The sequence below is a fragment of the Polycladomyces zharkentensis genome, assembly GCF_016938855.1.
GTDB lineage: Bacteria > Bacillota > Bacilli > Thermoactinomycetales > JIR-001 > Polycladomyces > Polycladomyces zharkentensis.
Map to the genome: position 1 here is coordinate 81093 of NZ_JAFHAP010000001.1, position 16177 is coordinate 97269.

Here is a 16177-nt window from a genome sequence, read left to right on the forward strand (position 1 = left end):
CACGCCTAACCTATCATTCACGCTCAACCCATCAACAACAACATCAGCGCTTTCTGGGCGTGCAGGCGGTTTTCCGCTTGATCCCACACGACCGATTGCGGTCCGTCCAATACGTCGGCGGTCACTTCCCATCCGCGATAGGCGGGCAGGCAGTGGAGGAAAACGGCATCCGGCTTCGCCTTGCTCATCAATTCCGCATCCACCTGATAGCCGCCGAAGATTTGTTTGCGGAGTTCTTTTTCCTCTTCCTGACCCATGCTGGCCCACACATCGGTATAGACGGCATCGGCCTGCTGGACCGCTTCAGCCGGGTCGGTCGTAATCGTGATCTCCGCTCCCGTATCCTTGGCGATTTGCCGTGCTTCCTCCACCACTTCCGACAACGGCTGATACCCTTCCGGAGCGGCGACAGAAATGTGAACGCCCATCGCTGCACAACCGTGAAGGAGGGAATGGGCCACGTTGTTCCCATCGCCCACGAAAGCCAGCTTCAAGCCGACCAACGATCCTTTTTTCTCCCGAAGGGTGAGCAGGTCGGCCAACACCTGACACGGATGGTGCAGGTCGGTCAGTCCGTTGATGACGGGCACCTCGGCGTACCGGGCCAATTCGATCACGGTGCGGTGCTCAAAGGTGCGGATCAGGATCCCGTCCACGTAGCGGGACAGTACGCGGGCGGTGTCCGCGATGGTCTCACCCCGGCCCAATTGCAGTTCATTTCGGTTCAATGAGAGCGCATATCCCCCAAGTTGGGCAATCCCCGTTTCAAACGATACCCGCGTCCGGGTGGACGGTTTGTCGAAAATCATGGCCAGCGTTTTGCCGGCCAACGGAGTGTAGCGCTCTCCGCGGCGCTGTTTTTCCTTCAATTTTTGGGCCACATCCAAAATCAGTTCAATTTCTTCCGGTTTCCAATCTGCCAGCGACAGGCAGTCCCGTCCTTTCAACGGTTCTGCTTGTACGGGAACCAATGCGACACTCACGGTCGGACGACCTCCTTCCATCCGGTTGCGGTAATGGGAACCAACGCCTGCTCCACCGGAGTAGGCTCTTCAGCGATGCGGACATACCAGAGAAACGTCTCCAGGGAAGTGAAGCAAGGCACCTGCCATGCCAGACACGCCCGGCGCAGTCGATACCCCGCGCGCTTGGGATCATTGCCACGGGTGGCCACATTGACGACGACTTTGTCGCCATTGGCCTTCAACCATTCCGTCCACTCCTCCTCGGTCAGGCTCTTCACCTCGACTCCCCATTGCTGCAGGATATAACGGGCTGTCCCAGGCGTTCCGTAAAGCGAGACCCCTTTGGCGGACAGTTCACGAACCAGCGAGCCGAGCTCATGCTTTTTGACGTCGGATACTGACAACAACACCCGGGTGCGGGAATTCAGTTCGGGCAAAGGTGCACCGACAGCCGACGGCAATACTTTTTTCATGGCGATCTCCGGTGTGGAACCCATCCCCAACACTTCACCGGTCGATTTCATATTGGGGCCGAGGACGGGATCGACGCCGGGCAATTTGGCAGCGGAAAACACCGGCGCTTTCACTGCCACGATCGGAGGCGGAGGAAGCAGTCCCGTCGGGGCGAAATCGGCCAGGGCTTCGCCCATCTGCACCCGGGTAGCCCACTCGATCATCGGTACCCCTGTCACCTTGCTGACGATGGGCACAGTACGGGATGCACGCGGGTTGACTTCCAACACGCGCACCTCTCCGTCGTGGATGACGAATTGGATGTTGAGCAACCCTTTGTGTGACAGGGAACGAGCCATCCGCTCCGTGTAATCAACCAGCCGGTCGCGTACCGCGTCGGGCAGGTCGATCGCCGGCAGGAACGAAATGCTGTCACCGGAATGAACACCGGCCCGTTCCACATGCTGGACCAACACAGGGATGACAACGTCCCGACCGTCGGTGACGGCGTCCACCTCCACTTCGATTCCTTCCATGAACCGGTCCAGCAGGAGCGGATAAGCGGCTTCCGTCACGCCATACTGATCGTACGTTGCCATTACGGCAGCCAGTTGGGCGGGGCTGTGTACCACCATCATCCCCTGTCCGCCAATCACATAAGAAGGACGCAACAACAGGGGATAACCCAGCTTCTCCGCCAGTGCGAAAACCTCCTCGGGAGAGGCGGCTGTTGCCCCCGGAATGTGCGGGATCTCCAGCTCATTCAACCAGCGGTAAAACAGCTCCCGATCCTCCACCCGATCGATCGCATCGGACGAGGTGCCGTACAAACGCAAACCTGCTTTCTCCAGGCCCTGAATCAATTTGACCGCCGTCTGCCCGCCGGTTTGCACCATCACGCCATCGACCAGCTCTTTTTCGGCGACATGCCAGACGTCTTCGACGGTGAGCGGTTCGAAATACAATCTGTCGGCCGTGGCGTAGTCGGTGCTGACCGTCTCGGGATTATTGTTCACTACCACGGCGCAGATTCCCCATTTTTTGAGGGCTTTCACCGTGTGTACCGAGCAGTAGTCGAATTCAATGCCCTGCCCGATCCGGATCGGCCCCGAACCGACCACCAAGACGCGACGCTCGGCGGATGCGGTCTCCACTTCGTCATTGCCTTTCCAGGTGGAGTAAAAGTACGGGGTTTCCGCGACAAACTCGGCGGCACAGGTATCCACCCATTTGTATGACGGAGACCATCCTTTTTGTTGCAAGCGTGCACGCAACCAGTTTTCCGAAACACCCCACGTCCGTGCCAACCAGGAGTCGGCCACACCCCATTCCTTGGCTTTTTTCAACAGATCGTCAGGAACCGATTCCCAAGTGTGCCCCGCCAGTTGCCGTTCCAGCTCCACCATCTGCTGCAGTTTGTGCAGGAAAAAGTGCGTAATGCCGGTGAGCTGATGCACCTGATCCACACTCCAGCCGCGACGGAAGGCTTCTCCGATCAGGAACAGACGCCGGTCGTCGGCTTCCTTCAAGCCTTGTATCAACGCTTCGTCGCTCCAGTCGGCAAATTGGGGCAATACCAGCGCGTCCAATCCCATGTCCAATGAGCGGATCGCTTTGTACATGGCCGATTCCAAGTTGCGACCGAGCGCCATTACTTCCCCGGTGGCCTTCATCTGTGTGCCGAGCTTGCGTTCCCCGTACGGGAATTTATCGAACGGCCAACGCGGCAATTTGACCACCACGTAATCCAGCGCCGGCTCAAAGCTGGCAAACGTGTGGCCCGTCACAGGGTTGATACACTCGTCCAGGCGGTATCCCACCGCCAATTTGGCGGCGATGCGGGCGATCGGATACCCCGTCGCCTTGGAAGCCAGCGCACTGGAACGACTGACCCGCGGATTCACCTCGATGATGGCGTATTCCCCCGTCTCGGGATGAACGGCGAATTGGATGTTACACCCGCCGATCACGCCCAGGGCACGGATCACTTTGCACGCCACCGTCCGCAACTGTTGATACTGACGGTCGGTCAACGTTTGTGACGGGGCCACGACGATGCTGTCCCCGGTGTGGATACCGACGGGGTCGATGTTTTCCATATTGCACACGGTAATGCACGTATCGGCCTGATCCCGCATCACTTCATATTCAATCTCTTTCCATCCCAAAATGCTCTGTTCCACGAGAATCTGGCGGATGGGGCTGGCCGCGAGGCCTTTGCGGGCGATCTCGCGCAGCTCCGTTTCATTCCGGGCGATCCCGCCGCCGAACCCGCCCAGGGTGTAGGCCGGGCGGATGATGGCGGGGTAGCCGATTTCTCCGGCAAATGCCACCGCTTCCTCCACCGTCGACACAGTTTGGCTCCGGGGGACGGGTTCTCCGATGTCCGCCATCATCTGCTTGAATGCTTCCCGATCCTCTCCTTTGATGATCGTCTCGATCGGCGTTCCGAGCAGACGGACACCGTATTGCTCCAGTATCCCTTTTTCATGCAGGGCCACCGCCAGGTTGAGACCCGTTTGCCCGCCCATCGTGGCCAGCAAGCCATCGGGCCGCTCCCGCTTGATAATCTCCGTCACCACCTCGACGGTGAGCGGTTCCATGTAGATGACATCGGCCACATCCGGATCGGTCATCATCGTGGCCGGGTTGTTGTTGATCAGGATGACGCGGATACCCTCTTCCTTCAGCGCCAGACAGGCCTGCGTACCGGAATAGTCGAATTCGGCGGCCTGACCGATCACGATCGGACCGGAGCCGATCACCAGCACGCTGCGAACAGGTTGTGGGTTTGGCGCCGGTTGTTCCGGATTCACTGCATCAGCCGACATGGATCGTCACCTTCCTCTTCTGCTGTACCGTCTCGATGAAACGCTGGAAGATTTCCGCAGCATCCGACGGCCCCGGATGTGCCTCGGGATGGAATTGCACGCCCTGAATCGGGTATTGCCGGTGGGCGATTCCCTCCACTGATCCGTCGTGGATATGTCGGTGCGTCACCCGCCATTGGGCCGGGTCCAGCGATTCTTCACGCACCGCGTATCCGTGGTTTTGCGACGTGATCCACACCCGTCCTGTTTCCAGTTCCTTGACGGGATGATTGCTTCCGCGATGGCCGAACGACAGGCGGGCCGTGTCCCCCCCCATCGCCAAAGCCAGCAACTGATGGCCTAGGCAAATGCCCAACGTGGGGATGCGTTGGATGAACGGCACCCACTCGGACAAATATGGCAATAACGCTTTCGGATCACCGGGTCCGTTGGAAAAGAGCAATCCGTCGGGTTCCAATTTGGCCACCTCCGACGGAGACAGATGGAACGGTACCACGGTCACCCGGCAACCCAACTCCTGCAATGACCGCAAAATGGAGGCTTTCGCCCCGAAATCCACCAGCACGATATGGGGAGCGAAGGGTTCTCCGGTATAGGTCACGGGACTGGTCACCGACACTTGGCTCACCCAGCGCAGGGAACAGGGATCGGGCCATTCTTTCACCTGCGGATTCGGTACGGGGGAGATCACCCCACGCACGCATTCCTTTTCACGGACAATCTTCACCACCGTGCGCGTATCCACGCCGGCGATGCCGGTCACGCCGTGACGGTGCAGCCATTCACCCAATGAGGTGTCCGCCTGCTCGTATGCTTCACTCAAAATAACACCGGCGCAGTGCGGGCGGATGCTCTCCTCCTCTCCCGGCACGATACCGTAATTGCCCAACAGCGGATAGGTAAACGTCACGATCTGTCCCGCATAGGACGGATCGGTCAGTACCTCCTGGTAACCGGTCATACCGGTGGTGAACACCACTTCGCCCAACACTTCCGACGGACGCCCGATCCAAGTGCCTTCATATACGTCCCCCGTGTCCAACACCAGATACGCTTTCACCCTTCTCCACCTCCTCCAATGCGGCTGTCAGGATATCCACCGCTTCTTCCAATTGGGCACGCTTCGTGACCAGCGGCGGCAACAAACGAACAACCTGCGGTCCCGCAGGGCTCACCAGCAAACCGCGTCGACGAGCAGCCTCGATCACCGGGGTGACGGGTTGGTTCAACTCGATCCCGATCATCAGTCCCAACCCGCGTACTTCCACCACTCCTGGCCGACCCTCCACCTTCTCTTTCAAACGGGTGATCAGCCAGGTGCCGTGCTCTGCCGCCCGAGACAACACATCCGATTCCGTCATCTCCGTGAGTACCGCCCTTGCGGCCGCCATCGCCAGCGGATTGCCACCAAACGTGGAGGCGTGCGAACCTGGTCCGAACACATCCGCATATTTGGCTTGGGCCAGCATCGCCCCAACCGGCATCCCGTTCCCCAACCCTTTGGCCAACGTCATGATATCCGGCACGATACCATAATGTTCACAGGCGAACAGTTTGCCGGTCCGTCCGATTCCGGTCTGCACTTCATCCACCATCAGAAGCACACCCTTGTCGGCGCACAACCGGGCCAATCCCTCCACAAACGCCGGATCGGCGGGCCGGACGCCTCCTTCACCCTGTACCAGTTCCAGAAACACTCCGGCCACATCCGGGGTCAGTGCCTCTTCTACCGATCTCAAGTCGTTATAAGTGGCGTAAACGAAGCCTTCCGGCAAGGGGTCAAACCCCGTTTTCACCTTGTCCTGCCCCGTCGCCGTCAATGTGGCCAGCGTCCTGCCATGAAAGGATTTTCGGAACGTGAGAATGACGGGACGTTCGATCCCCTGTTTTTCACGGGCGTATTTCCGCGCCAGTTTGATGGCCGCTTCGTTTGCCTCCGCCCCGCTGTTGCAGAAAAATACCGCTCCCAGGCCGCTGGCTTGCACCAGCAAATCCGCCACCTGTTCCTGCAACGGAATGTGAAACAAATTGGACACATGCCACAATTGTTTCAGCTGGGCCTCCACTGCCGTCGTCACGGCCGGGTGGCAATGACCCAGGTTGCACACGCCCAAACCGGAAGTGAAATCCAGATAACGCTTGCCGTCTTCATCCAGCAGGATACTGCCACTGCCACTCGCCACGCGGACCGGAACCCGCGTGTAGGTCGGAAACAAAGCCACGGTTCCTCACCACTCCCTTACAATGCTGGTGCCTGCAAACACCGTTTGGTTATCGTCTTTCCACTCCTGCGGAGCGCGTCCGTCGACGATCATCACGCGTTCCACTTCACCGCTCAAGCACCGCATCCCGGCTGTCACTTTTGGGATCATGCCGCCGGCGATCGTGCCATCTTCGATCATGTCGTCAATCTGCTCGGGTGTGACGCGTCGCAGTACACGCTTCTGCCCGTTTTCCACCTTCCAGATGCCGGGGACGTCGGTCACCAGAGCCAAGGTGTGCGCCTTCAGCGCCTGTGCAATTGCCCCCGCGACGTGATCGGCGTTGACGTTGTAGTGTTGACCGGTTGCATCCACACCCAGCGATGCGACGACGGGCAACCATCCTTGATCCAGCAACCCCTGCAAAATACCTGGGTTTACCTCCGTCACGTCGCCCACATAACCCAGGGCGGGATCGCGTTGTTTCACCCGAAGCAGCTCGCCGTCAACCCCGCTGATTCCGATTGCCCGCGCACCGGCTTGGGTGAACCGCGTAACCAAATGTTTGTTCATCACACCGGCCAGTACCATCTCGACCACTTCCAATGTATCGGCGTCCGTGATGCGCAATCCGTCAACAAAGCGGGGCGTGATCCCGGCTTTCTCCAGCCAGCGGTTGATCCAGGGACCGCCTCCGTGTACGATGATGGGCTGCCACCCCCGCTCCCAGAGAGAGACGCAGGTGGAAAAGAACGATGGATGAAGCTGATCCGTCACACTGCCGCCGATTTTGATGACCATGATATTGCCGGTATCCATGTCGCCTCTCTCCTCTCCGGTCTGTATATAAAAACACGATCATGTATAAATATGCAGATCAACCAGAAAATCAGCACCCTGCCCCGGCGCTTTTTGTCAACATCGCTCCGGGACATCGGATGCCAATTGCAGACATCATGTCCGGTAACAAGCGTTGATACGCACGTATTCGTATGTCAGGTCGCATCCCCATGCCGTCGCCTCAAACTCTCCCTGATGCAGGTCGACATGGAATTTCACCATGTCACCGGCCAATACCAATTGGGCTGCTTCTTCGTCAAACGGGACGGGCAAACCGTTTTTCACGACCGGAATCTCTCCGATCTTCACATCCACTGAAACGGGATCAATCAACGGCGCACCATATCCGACCGCGCAGAGTATTCGCCCCCAGTTGGGGTCGGCACCGAACACCGCCGATTTGACCAGATTGGAACCCACCACCGCCTTGGCCGCCTGCCGTGCCGTCTCCTGCGTCGGAGCACCACTGACGGTCACCTCCACCAGCTTGGTCGCTCCTTCTCCGTCTCGTGCAATCATCTGCGCCAAACGGCGACATACATAAGCGAAACCCGAGCGGAACGCTGGCCAATCCGGATGATCCGGCTGAAGGGCGGTGGGGTGTGCAGCCAATCCGCTTGCCATCGCAACCACCATGTCATTGGTGCTGCAGTCGCCATCGACGGTGATCATGTTGAATGTTTCATCCGTCACTTCTCTGAGCAGTCCCCTCAATACCGCCGGTTCGATCACCGCATCCGTCGTAAGAAAGGCCAACATGGTTGCCATATTGGGATGAATCATGCCTGATCCTTTGGCCACACCGGCGATTTTCACTTCCTGACCTTCAACCGTGACCACCACTTCCACGGCTTTGGTGCAAGTGTCGGTGGTCAAGATGGCCTGGGCGAAATCGTCGTGACCGCTGTCTCTCACATCATGATCCATTTGCTCCCGCAAAGCGCGAATCCCTGCCGAAATCCGGTCCATCGGCAGCAATTCACCGATCACCCCGGTGGAAGCGACACCGACCAAATGCTCAGAGATCCCGAATAATTCCGCCGTTTCCCTGCGCATCCGGTACGCATCCGCTTCTCCCTGCGGGCCGGTACAGGCATTGGCATTGCCGCTGTTGACCAGCATCACCTGCAGGTGATGCTCTTTTTCCAAGCTCTCGCGCGTCACTTTCAAAGGCGCCGCCTGAAAAGCGTTCATCGTGTACACGGCGGCGGCGGAAGCGGGAACCTCACAGACGATCCAACCGAGATCTTTCCGTTTCCGTTTGATGCCACAGTGCAAACCCGCTGCGTTAAACCCTTTGGGCGAATGGATCCGTGGATGCTCCACCACCGAAAACGCGCCAATCGTCGTTTGTTGTAGCTGGGCCACGTCCGTTCCGCTCATTTTTCGTTTCTCCCCTTTTTCTCAACGAGTCTCTATCACGGATACAACGGTAATCCTTCCAAACCCGCCGTTTCCGGCCATCCCATCCGGAGATTCAGGTTTTGCACCGCCTGGCCCGCCGCTCCTTTCATCAAATTGTCGATCGCGGCAACGGCAGTGACGATTCCCGTCCGTTCATCCACATGCCATCCCAGATCGCAGAAATTGCTGCCGCGCACGTGCTTGGTCTGTGGCCATTCTCCTTCAGGTTTCAACCGAACAAATGGGGCGTTTTCATAGTACGACCGATAGCAGTCAGCCACATCTTGACCGGTTACGCCCGGGTTCGCTTGGGCGTATATGTTGGCCAGAATCCCGCGGTTCATGGGAACCAGGTGCGGCGTGAACAGTATTTTCACCGGCTCACCAGATTCCGCTGCCGCAAACCGCTCCAACTCGGGTGTATGCTGATGTACCCCAATTTTGTATGGGTACAGATTTTCGTTCACTTCGCAGTACAGTTTGGATTCGCTTAATCCCCGTCCCGCGCCGGATACGCCCGATTTGGCGTCCACCACCAGCGGGGAAGTCTGAATGAGTCCCTCTTTCAATAATGGCAAAACCGCCAGCAACGTGGCTGTCGGATAACATCCCGGGTTGGCGATCAACGTCGCCTCGGCGACTTGCTCTTTGTACCATTCACTCAACCCGTACACCGCCCGTTCCATCCATTCGACCGGTGCGGGTTCCCGTTGGTACCACTGTTGATAGATGTCAGGGTTCCCCAATCGAAAATCTCCGGAAAGATCGATCACGATCTTCCCTCTCTCCAAAAAGGCAGCAGCCCATTTGCCGCTGACGCCGGGAGGTGTGGCAAAAAAGATCACTTCCCCCGCTTCCGCGATACCGTCAACGTCCATTTCCTCCAAGGTGAACGTGAGGTGTGCCGCGTGTGGGTACACTTCTCCAAGCGGTTTTCCCGCCGAGGAAGAAGAAACCATCGCGCCGATCTCGGCATTCGGGTGCCCTTGCAACAATCGGATCAATTCGACGCCACCATAGCCCGTCGATCCGATCACCACTGCTTTCACTGGATAAGCTACCTCCTCACGCGGTCGAAGTTTGTATCATTATACGGCCATAGTAATATTTATTCAACCCCTTTTTTCATTTCGACACAAAAAAAATCGCCCCCGTTTTGAGGGACGATTCCAAGAAAATCAAAACGCGTGACCAAATGCCCGTAAAAAAGCCGTTCTCCGGCTTGCCCCAATGGCTTTCACTGAGACTGCCGACCAAATCAACCACTCGTCATTCGGGAAGGGGGCCGAATTTCCCGTTGAGTGACTCCGCTTTTGCCCTGGAGCGTGGAGTGATCGGATCAAAGACTTTGTCATCTGCCCGATGACGGAATCGTTTTTTGGGTGTCTGCCTTCAAGATTGATGTCACTGCGCCCGCAAGTGATTCGGCTCTTGAACTTTGTCGGCGTTTTGGGATTCCGTTTTTCCTTGCGGCTGTTCCATCAGGTTTTTTCGATCCTCAGACTCTTCCGCCACGCGCGTTTCACGTTGTTCGGCCAATGGTCTCACCCCCCGTTATCATCAGGGTGCGACTCATTGGCCGTCATTATGCGTCACGCAACCTGAGGTTTCTTCGCTTCCGACCCATAATGATCCGGGTACGCCTTTCTCCCGCTCGCACCTGATTCATCAAGCGGAAACACCACTTGAAAAAAGGTCACCCTTCCCTTCTTTTCGATTACGCTACATGTTCCGATCGGAACACAGCGAAAGACGTGGGCTTCTCGCTTCATTTGGCGTCGTGGCCAAATGGAGGGCTGTTTTTTACTTTCTCTTTTTCACGTTTTCCACCATGATTATTTCTTCCGCTTGCCTCGGGGCGGCAATGTTGATTCGGAATCATACGGATTGCCCGATTTGGCGACAGGATCCTTTTCCTTCAACCATGAAGGCTTGAACGGGATTTTGGCCGGTTCCTGTTCATTTTCTTCCTGTTCTCCCGATTCTTCCTCCCATTCCTCCGTCTCCTGTTCTTGTTGTTTTTGAATTTCCGGATCGACCAACACATGATCCGACTTATCCTTTTTTTCTTCTTCTTTAGACGGTGGTTCCCAATTGACCTCTTCTTCCGGCTCGTCGTCCTTCTTTTTTTTCAACCAACCCAATACGCCGCGTTTTTCTTCCTCCTCCTCATCAAATTTGGGACGATAACGCGGCTCCAGGTTTTCCAGCTCTTTTCGTTTTTGCTCTTCCCGCTTGGCCCGGCGTTCCAGGACGGAAAACTCGGTGAAATCGATATCCTCCGAATCACGCTGAAACATGCGCTCCAGTTCTTCCACTTCCTTGTTACGCGCTTTGGACAACCAGATTGAACCCACTACCGCACCGATGATCACCACAGCGAGAATGATCCAAACATAAGTGGGTATCACGCTGAAAATCCCCTCCAACAGCATGGCATGCAACCATACCATTAATGTCACACCTCCCTGAAATTGAACGCACTTTGCTCACGATTGGTGTCAATCGGATTGTGAACACCATCGTGTCCCGCCGTCCCCATACAGAAAAGTTGTAGCAATCTCCGCCCTTTTTGTCAAACCCGCCTGTTTTTTAAATCGACGTGACGGATGATTATTTCCCGGGAAACGACAACTGCCGGCTGATCAAGCCGGCAGTAGACAAATTATTTCCCTTGAAATTCCGGTTTCCGCTTCTGAAGAAATGCATCCATTCCTTCTATGCGGTCCCTGGTGTCGAAAGTCAGACCAAAACAAGCCGCCTCCAACTGCAAGCCGGATTGCAAATCCGTCTCTGCTCCTTGATTGATTGTCCGTTTAATGTATTTCATGGCGATGGGCGCTTTTTTGACAAGCACTTCCGCCAGCCGTTTCGACTCGTCCAGCAACATGTCGGGCGGCGTCACTTTTTGCACCAATCCCAAACGATAAGCCTCAGCGGCAGAAATGATCTCCCCGGTCAAACACCAGTATTTTGCGGTCGCCTTTCCAACCAACCTCGCCAATCGCTGGGTCCCGCCATATCCCGGAATCACACCCAGATTCACTTCCGGCTGACCGAACTTGGCATTTTCGGACGCGATCAAAATATCGCCGCTCATCGCCAACTCACACCCGCCACCCAAGGCGAAGCCGTTGACGGCCATGATCACCGGCTTGTCCAGCTCTTCGATTTTGCTGAAGAGCGCCTGCCCTTTCGCCGCCAACCGTTGTGCTTCGGCAGCCGATTCGATTTGCCTCAGCTCGTTGATGTCCGCTCCCGCAACGAATGCTTTTTCCCCCGCTCCGGTAATGATCAGACAGCGCACATCTTCATTTTGCTCCACCCAATCGACCGCCTCTGACAACTCTTCCAACGTTTTACGATTGAGCGCATTGAGCACTTGCGGGCGCTGAATGGTCAGGAGTGCCCATCCGTTACCTTGTTCCAGCACAATATTGTTCCATTCCACACTGCAACACCCCCTGGCTCGTCTTCGGGAACCATGTCTGGTTATGAATTCGGTGTCGAATGGTGCTCTTCCTCCCATCTGATCGATCCATCCTATTCCACCTGCACCCGTGAACGGCAGACGGCGTTGTACCCGTACCCTTTCCGGTTCCATTGGGCACGGAGCGGTTGCATACGGCCGGCTGTGTCCGCCGCCCGCGACCAGATTTCGTATTTCCCCGGTTGCAAGGCTTTCCAGTTCCAACTCCATTGGACCCATGCATAGGGATGATCCCAGGGGCGTTGAAGTAACCGTGCAGGATGCCAATGCGCCCCACGGTCGACAGATACCTCCACTCTCCTGATGACACCCTTCCCCGTCCACGCAAGCCCCTCCACCCGGTGACGCCCCGTTTTCAGCACCGAAAAATCATGGGGATACCGAATGAGGGAATTGACGCGGAGAACGGTGACGGGCCGTTTCCCCTCATCACTGTCGGGAAAGGGATAGTAGTGGTAATCCTCCTTTTGATAGTACCCCTGAAACGGTTCCGTTACCACTTCGATGCGTCTCAACCATTTTACGGACGCCATCGCATACCAACCCGGCACGATCAGCCGAAGAGGCGCACCGTGTTCCGGTGACAGCAGCCGACCGTTTTGGGCATAGGCCACCAACGTATCCGGGTGAAGTGATTTGCCCAGTGATAAGCTGCGGGCAAACGGCCCCTTCTCCTCCCCTTCACCATCCATGCCCCAAAACACGACTTCCCGTGCCGTCGAGCAGATACCGGCCTCCCGCAACAAATCCCGGAGCGGGATGCCCGTCCATTCTGCCTGGCTGATCGCCCCTTCGTTCCAGGGTACGCCGTATACCCGCGGACGGAACATGGTCCTGCGGTTGCCCGCGCATTCCATCACCGCCACTACTGACTTGGCCGGTCTGGACCGGATCTCTTCGCAACTCAGGGTCAAGGGACGATGTACCGCCCCCACCACTTGCAAACTGTCCATATTCGGCGCAGGATAAGCGTAATGATTGCGACGGTACCATAAATCGTCCGGTGTCATCCAATCCGTGATCCAGCGAACGGGGGAACTTTGATTTTCCGGTTGCATCGTTACCGTTTCCCGAAACAATTGCTTTGCTCGTGACATTTTCATCTCATTCACCCCTCCTGCGAATGTTCCGCTGTGTTGGAGAAACCCGGCTGCGCGGGATCATATCCCACACAACCGGGTATGTAAGAGATCTCAATGATATTGAAAAAATAAAATCGGACCACCTCGCAGAATGACGATCACCCTTCTCAAACAACGGTTGAAGCACCAAACATACTCCCGTTATCACCCAGACCGGCCATCCTCCTCCGCATCCCCGATCAGCCGGTCGGTCCGGCTTTCGCCTTCCCTTGCAACAAATGGTCCAGCGTCGTCCGGTCCAATACCTGTGCCACTGTATCGCGAACCAACGCCCACAACGGTTTCAACAAACAATTTCCTTCCAACGGGCACGGCTCATATGCCGTCACACTGACACAGCTCATGGGAGCCAACGGTCCTTCCAGCCTGCGGATCACTTCTCCGATCACGATCCGCTCAGGCGGAAGTCGAAGAGAATATCCTCCCTGGGCTCCCCGTTTGCTCTTCACGTACCCATTGGTTTTCAACTGAAGTAAAATCTGCTCCAAATAGTGATTGGGAACCAACGTTTTTTCCGCAATCTCGGATATGGGAACCACATCCCCTTTGCGCAATCCCAACAACAACAAGGCACGCAATGCGTACTCCCCGCGGCTGGAAACCTTCATGCTCCCCTCCCATCCCTACCATCCCGAGCTGAATGGTCGACAATGATATCACAGCCGTCGATTATTATGTATATACACATGATGAGAGATGTGTGCCGGTATTTTTGTACATCAGGACAAAAAGCGGGTTGACAACGGTTTGTCAAAGTGTATATATTGTATATACACACTATTTATTCATGGAGAGTGATTGTTTGAACATCACGATTTCCCATTCTTCGAAAGAACCGATCTACCAACAAATCATCGACCAGATCCGTGATCAGATATTGAAAGGAGCCGCCCGTCCGGGAGATCCACTGCCCTCCATCCGGCAATTGGCCCGGGATTTACGGGTGAGCGTGATTACGACAAAACGCGCCTATGAAGAATTGGAACGGGAGGGATTGATCCGATCCGTCGTTGGGAAGGGGTCTTACATCGCTCCGGGAAACACCTTGGATACGCTTCGGGAGCAACGGATCTTCCAACTGCGATGCCGTTTGCAACAACTGGTGGAGGAAGCCGCAGAACTCGGCTTAAGCAAGGAAGAATTGATCACTTGGGTACGACAATGTGATTGCGGGGAGGATCAGGAATCATGAAGGCATTGGAAGTCCGACATTTATCCAAATCCTTTCGGGGTTTTGCGCTTCAGGACGTCTCGTTCTCCTTGGAAGAGGGGTACATCACCGGTTTGATCGGGGAAAACGGGTCAGGGAAGAGCACCACAATCAAGCTCATCCTGCAACTTCTGACCCCTGATTCGGGGGAAATTCGGATTTTCGGACTGGACCCGTCCCGGCACAGTCGGGAGATCAAAGAGCGCATCGGCTTTGTGTTCGATGAACACCATTTCTATGAACATCTTACCGCTGATGAGATGAAGCACATCATCGCTCCTTTTTACAAGCGGTGGAATGAGCGGATGTTTCAACGTTACGCCCGCGATTTTGATCTCCCGCTTCACAAAAAAATCAAGCAGCTCTCCAAAGGAATGAAAATGAAACTGTCGCTTGCATTCGCCCTCGCTCACGAACCGGATCTCATCATCATGGATGAACCCACATCCGGCCTCGATCCCGTCTTTCGTCGAGAGATACTCGATTTGTTGCGAGAGATCATGCTGGACGAGCACAAAACCATCTTCTTTTCCACCCATATCACCACGGATCTGGAACAGATCGCCGACCACATCATCTTTCTGCACAAAGGACGCGTGGTATGGGATGAGACCAAGGACCGGATTGAAGAGACGTATGCCTTGGTAAAAGGGGATACCCGATGGCTCACACCGGAAGCGCGTCAAGCATTGATCGGCCTGCGGGAAACGGATGTGGGATTTGAAGGATTGGCTGCCGATGCGGACCATGTACATCGTCTGTTGGGTGAGCGTTGTGTGATGGAAAAGCCGTCGCTCGAAGACATCATGTATTTTACGATCAAAGGAGGGCGTTCCGCTTGAGTGTATGGTATTTGATCATCAAAGATCTGCGTGTGCAGAAATACATGTTCCTCGTCGCGCTGTTCTTCGCCTTTGTAAACATGTTGCTGACCAGAATGAACCAACTGGTCAACATCGTCATCCTCGCCTATATGATGATCACAAGCTCGATTCAGTATGACGAAAAGCAGCGAACATCCGTATTGCTCAACTGCCTTCCCATCACCCGCCGATCTTTTGTCGCATCCAAATATCTCAGTATTTTCCTGTATACATTGATCTCTGTGGTGATGGTGTTTCTGGTCAATCTGGCCGCCCTGTTCATCGCCCGGTTCGGATTACACCACAATCCGTTTACCTTGTCACTGTTTACGATACAGGATGTATTCTGGGCACTGGTGTGCATCATGGTACTCGCCGCCTTGTTTTTTCCGATCGCTCTCACGTTCGACTGGAATGTGATGCAATATCTGTTGTTCGTCGTTTTGGCAGTGGGCGGAACGGGTCTGTTTTTCTTCGCCAACTGGATAAAAAGTCCTGATTCGCCGCTGGCCGGATCTCCTTTCGTACTGCATGTCGCTGTGATCGGGTTGGGTGTATCATTGTTGTTGTACGGATCATACCGTCTATCCCTGTTTTTGTATCAAAAAAAGGATTTGTAGGGTGACGTGAACTTGATCAGCAAATGAACAGCTCAACCGTCCGTTCAAGGGGCGGTTTTTGACTTACTCTTTCGTTTCACGTACAGCAAGGACGATGAAGGAAGTCGCAATGAAAAGAAACAGCCATGAGGAATGTCAACGGCATGATTCGTCACCTT

General features: G+C 55.6%; 15 protein-coding genes. 3 read left to right on the plus strand and 12 right to left on the minus strand.

The genetic code is table 11. From position 1 onward, the window contains the following. Positions 1 to 23 precede the first annotated feature (23 nt). From argF to JQC72_RS00415, 12 genes are all read right to left on the minus strand, one after another. Positions 24 to 983 (minus strand): ornithine carbamoyltransferase, encoded by a 960-nt coding sequence (argF, locus tag JQC72_RS00365; RefSeq protein WP_335342364.1) that lies wholly within the window; start codon positions 981 to 983, stop codon positions 24 to 26. Beyond that, positions 980 to 4249 (minus strand): carbamoyl-phosphate synthase (glutamine-hydrolyzing) large subunit, encoded by a 3270-nt coding sequence (gene carB, locus JQC72_RS00370; protein ID WP_205492137.1) that lies wholly within the window; start codon positions 4247 to 4249, stop codon positions 980 to 982. Before carB ends, argF begins: the two co-directional genes overlap by 4 nt. Further along, complete coding sequence (locus JQC72_RS00375; protein ID WP_205492138.1) at positions 4239 to 5309, minus strand: carbamoyl phosphate synthase small subunit; 1071 nt, start codon at positions 5307 to 5309, stop codon at positions 4239 to 4241. The genes carB and JQC72_RS00375 overlap by 11 nt, the downstream gene beginning before the upstream one ends. Continuing rightward, on the minus strand, positions 5269 to 6471 hold the full coding sequence (argD, locus tag JQC72_RS00380) for an acetylornithine transaminase (RefSeq protein WP_205492139.1): 1203 nt from the start codon (positions 6469 to 6471) through the stop codon (positions 5269 to 5271). Before argD ends, JQC72_RS00375 begins: the two co-directional genes overlap by 41 nt. Positions 6472 to 6477: 6 nt before the next feature. Continuing rightward, positions 6478 to 7269 (minus strand): acetylglutamate kinase, encoded by a 792-nt coding sequence (gene argB, locus JQC72_RS00385; RefSeq protein ID WP_205492140.1) that lies wholly within the window; start codon positions 7267 to 7269, stop codon positions 6478 to 6480. 135 nt (positions 7270 to 7404) lie between these two features. Then, positions 7405 to 8673 carry a bifunctional glutamate N-acetyltransferase/amino-acid acetyltransferase ArgJ gene (gene argJ / locus JQC72_RS00390; protein WP_205492141.1) on the minus strand — a complete coding sequence of 423 codons (1269 nt, stop codon included), beginning with the start codon at positions 8671 to 8673 and terminating at the stop codon, positions 7405 to 7407. Positions 8674 to 8708: 35 nt separating this feature from the next. Beyond that, positions 8709 to 9743, minus strand: a complete 1035-nt coding sequence (gene argC, locus JQC72_RS00395) for an N-acetyl-gamma-glutamyl-phosphate reductase (protein ID WP_205492142.1) — start codon at positions 9741 to 9743, stop codon at positions 8709 to 8711. Between the two features lie 355 nt (positions 9744 to 10098). Then, complete coding sequence (locus tag JQC72_RS16330; protein WP_302104350.1) at positions 10099 to 10233, minus strand: hypothetical protein; 135 nt, start codon at positions 10231 to 10233, stop codon at positions 10099 to 10101. Between the two features lie 296 nt (positions 10234 to 10529). Then, positions 10530 to 11147, minus strand: a complete 618-nt coding sequence (locus JQC72_RS00400; RefSeq protein ID WP_205492143.1) for a hypothetical protein — start codon at positions 11145 to 11147, stop codon at positions 10530 to 10532. 212 nt (positions 11148 to 11359) lie between these two features. Next, on the minus strand, positions 11360 to 12145 hold the full coding sequence (locus JQC72_RS00405; protein WP_335342365.1) for an enoyl-CoA hydratase/isomerase family protein: 786 nt from the start codon (positions 12143 to 12145) through the stop codon (positions 11360 to 11362). Positions 12146 to 12237: 92 nt separating this feature from the next. Next, positions 12238 to 13287, minus strand: a complete 1050-nt coding sequence (locus tag JQC72_RS00410) for a sulfite oxidase (RefSeq protein ID WP_205492145.1) — start codon at positions 13285 to 13287, stop codon at positions 12238 to 12240. A 218-nt stretch (positions 13288 to 13505) separates the two neighbouring features. Then, positions 13506 to 13934, minus strand: coding sequence for an RrF2 family transcriptional regulator (locus tag JQC72_RS00415; protein WP_205492146.1), 429 nt, complete (start codon positions 13932 to 13934; stop codon positions 13506 to 13508). Between the two features lie 194 nt (positions 13935 to 14128). Here JQC72_RS00415 and JQC72_RS00420 point away from each other — a divergent pair, with 194 nt between their 5' ends. From JQC72_RS00420 to JQC72_RS00430, 3 genes are read left to right on the plus strand one after another with little or no spacing between them, the layout of a single operon-like run. Continuing rightward, on the plus strand, positions 14129 to 14518 hold the full coding sequence (locus JQC72_RS00420) for a GntR family transcriptional regulator (RefSeq protein ID WP_205492147.1): 390 nt from the start codon (positions 14129 to 14131) through the stop codon (positions 14516 to 14518). Further along, positions 14512 to 15378, plus strand: a complete 867-nt coding sequence (locus tag JQC72_RS00425) for an ABC transporter ATP-binding protein (protein WP_205492234.1) — start codon at positions 14512 to 14514, stop codon at positions 15376 to 15378. The genes JQC72_RS00420 and JQC72_RS00425 overlap by 7 nt, the downstream gene beginning before the upstream one ends. Continuing rightward, positions 15375 to 16019, plus strand: coding sequence for an ABC-2 transporter permease (locus JQC72_RS00430; protein ID WP_205492148.1), 645 nt, complete (start codon positions 15375 to 15377; stop codon positions 16017 to 16019). Before JQC72_RS00425 ends, JQC72_RS00430 begins: the two co-directional genes overlap by 4 nt. The last annotated feature ends 158 nt before the right edge of the window (positions 16020 to 16177 follow it).

Bases quoted from the DNA above. Each gene is read 5' to 3' on its own strand.
- argB (WP_205492140.1), bottom strand. From the start codon at position 7,269: ATGGATACCGGCAATATCATGGTCATCAAAATCGGCGGCAGTGTGACG.
- carB (WP_205492137.1), bottom strand. From the start codon at position 4,249: ATGTCGGCTGATGCAGTGAATCCGGAACAACCGGCGCCAAACCCACAA.
- JQC72_RS00415 (WP_205492146.1), bottom strand. From the start codon at position 13,934: ATGAAGGTTTCCAGCCGCGGGGAGTACGCATTGCGTGCCTTGTTGTTG.
- argJ (WP_205492141.1), bottom strand. From the start codon at position 8,673: ATGAGCGGAACGGACGTGGCCCAGCTACAACAAACGACGATTGGCGCG.
- JQC72_RS00410 (WP_205492145.1), bottom strand. From the start codon at position 13,287: ATGAAAATGTCACGAGCAAAGCAATTGTTTCGGGAAACGGTAACGATG.
- JQC72_RS00400 (WP_205492143.1), bottom strand. From the start codon at position 11,147: ATGGTATGGTTGCATGCCATGCTGTTGGAGGGGATTTTCAGCGTGATA.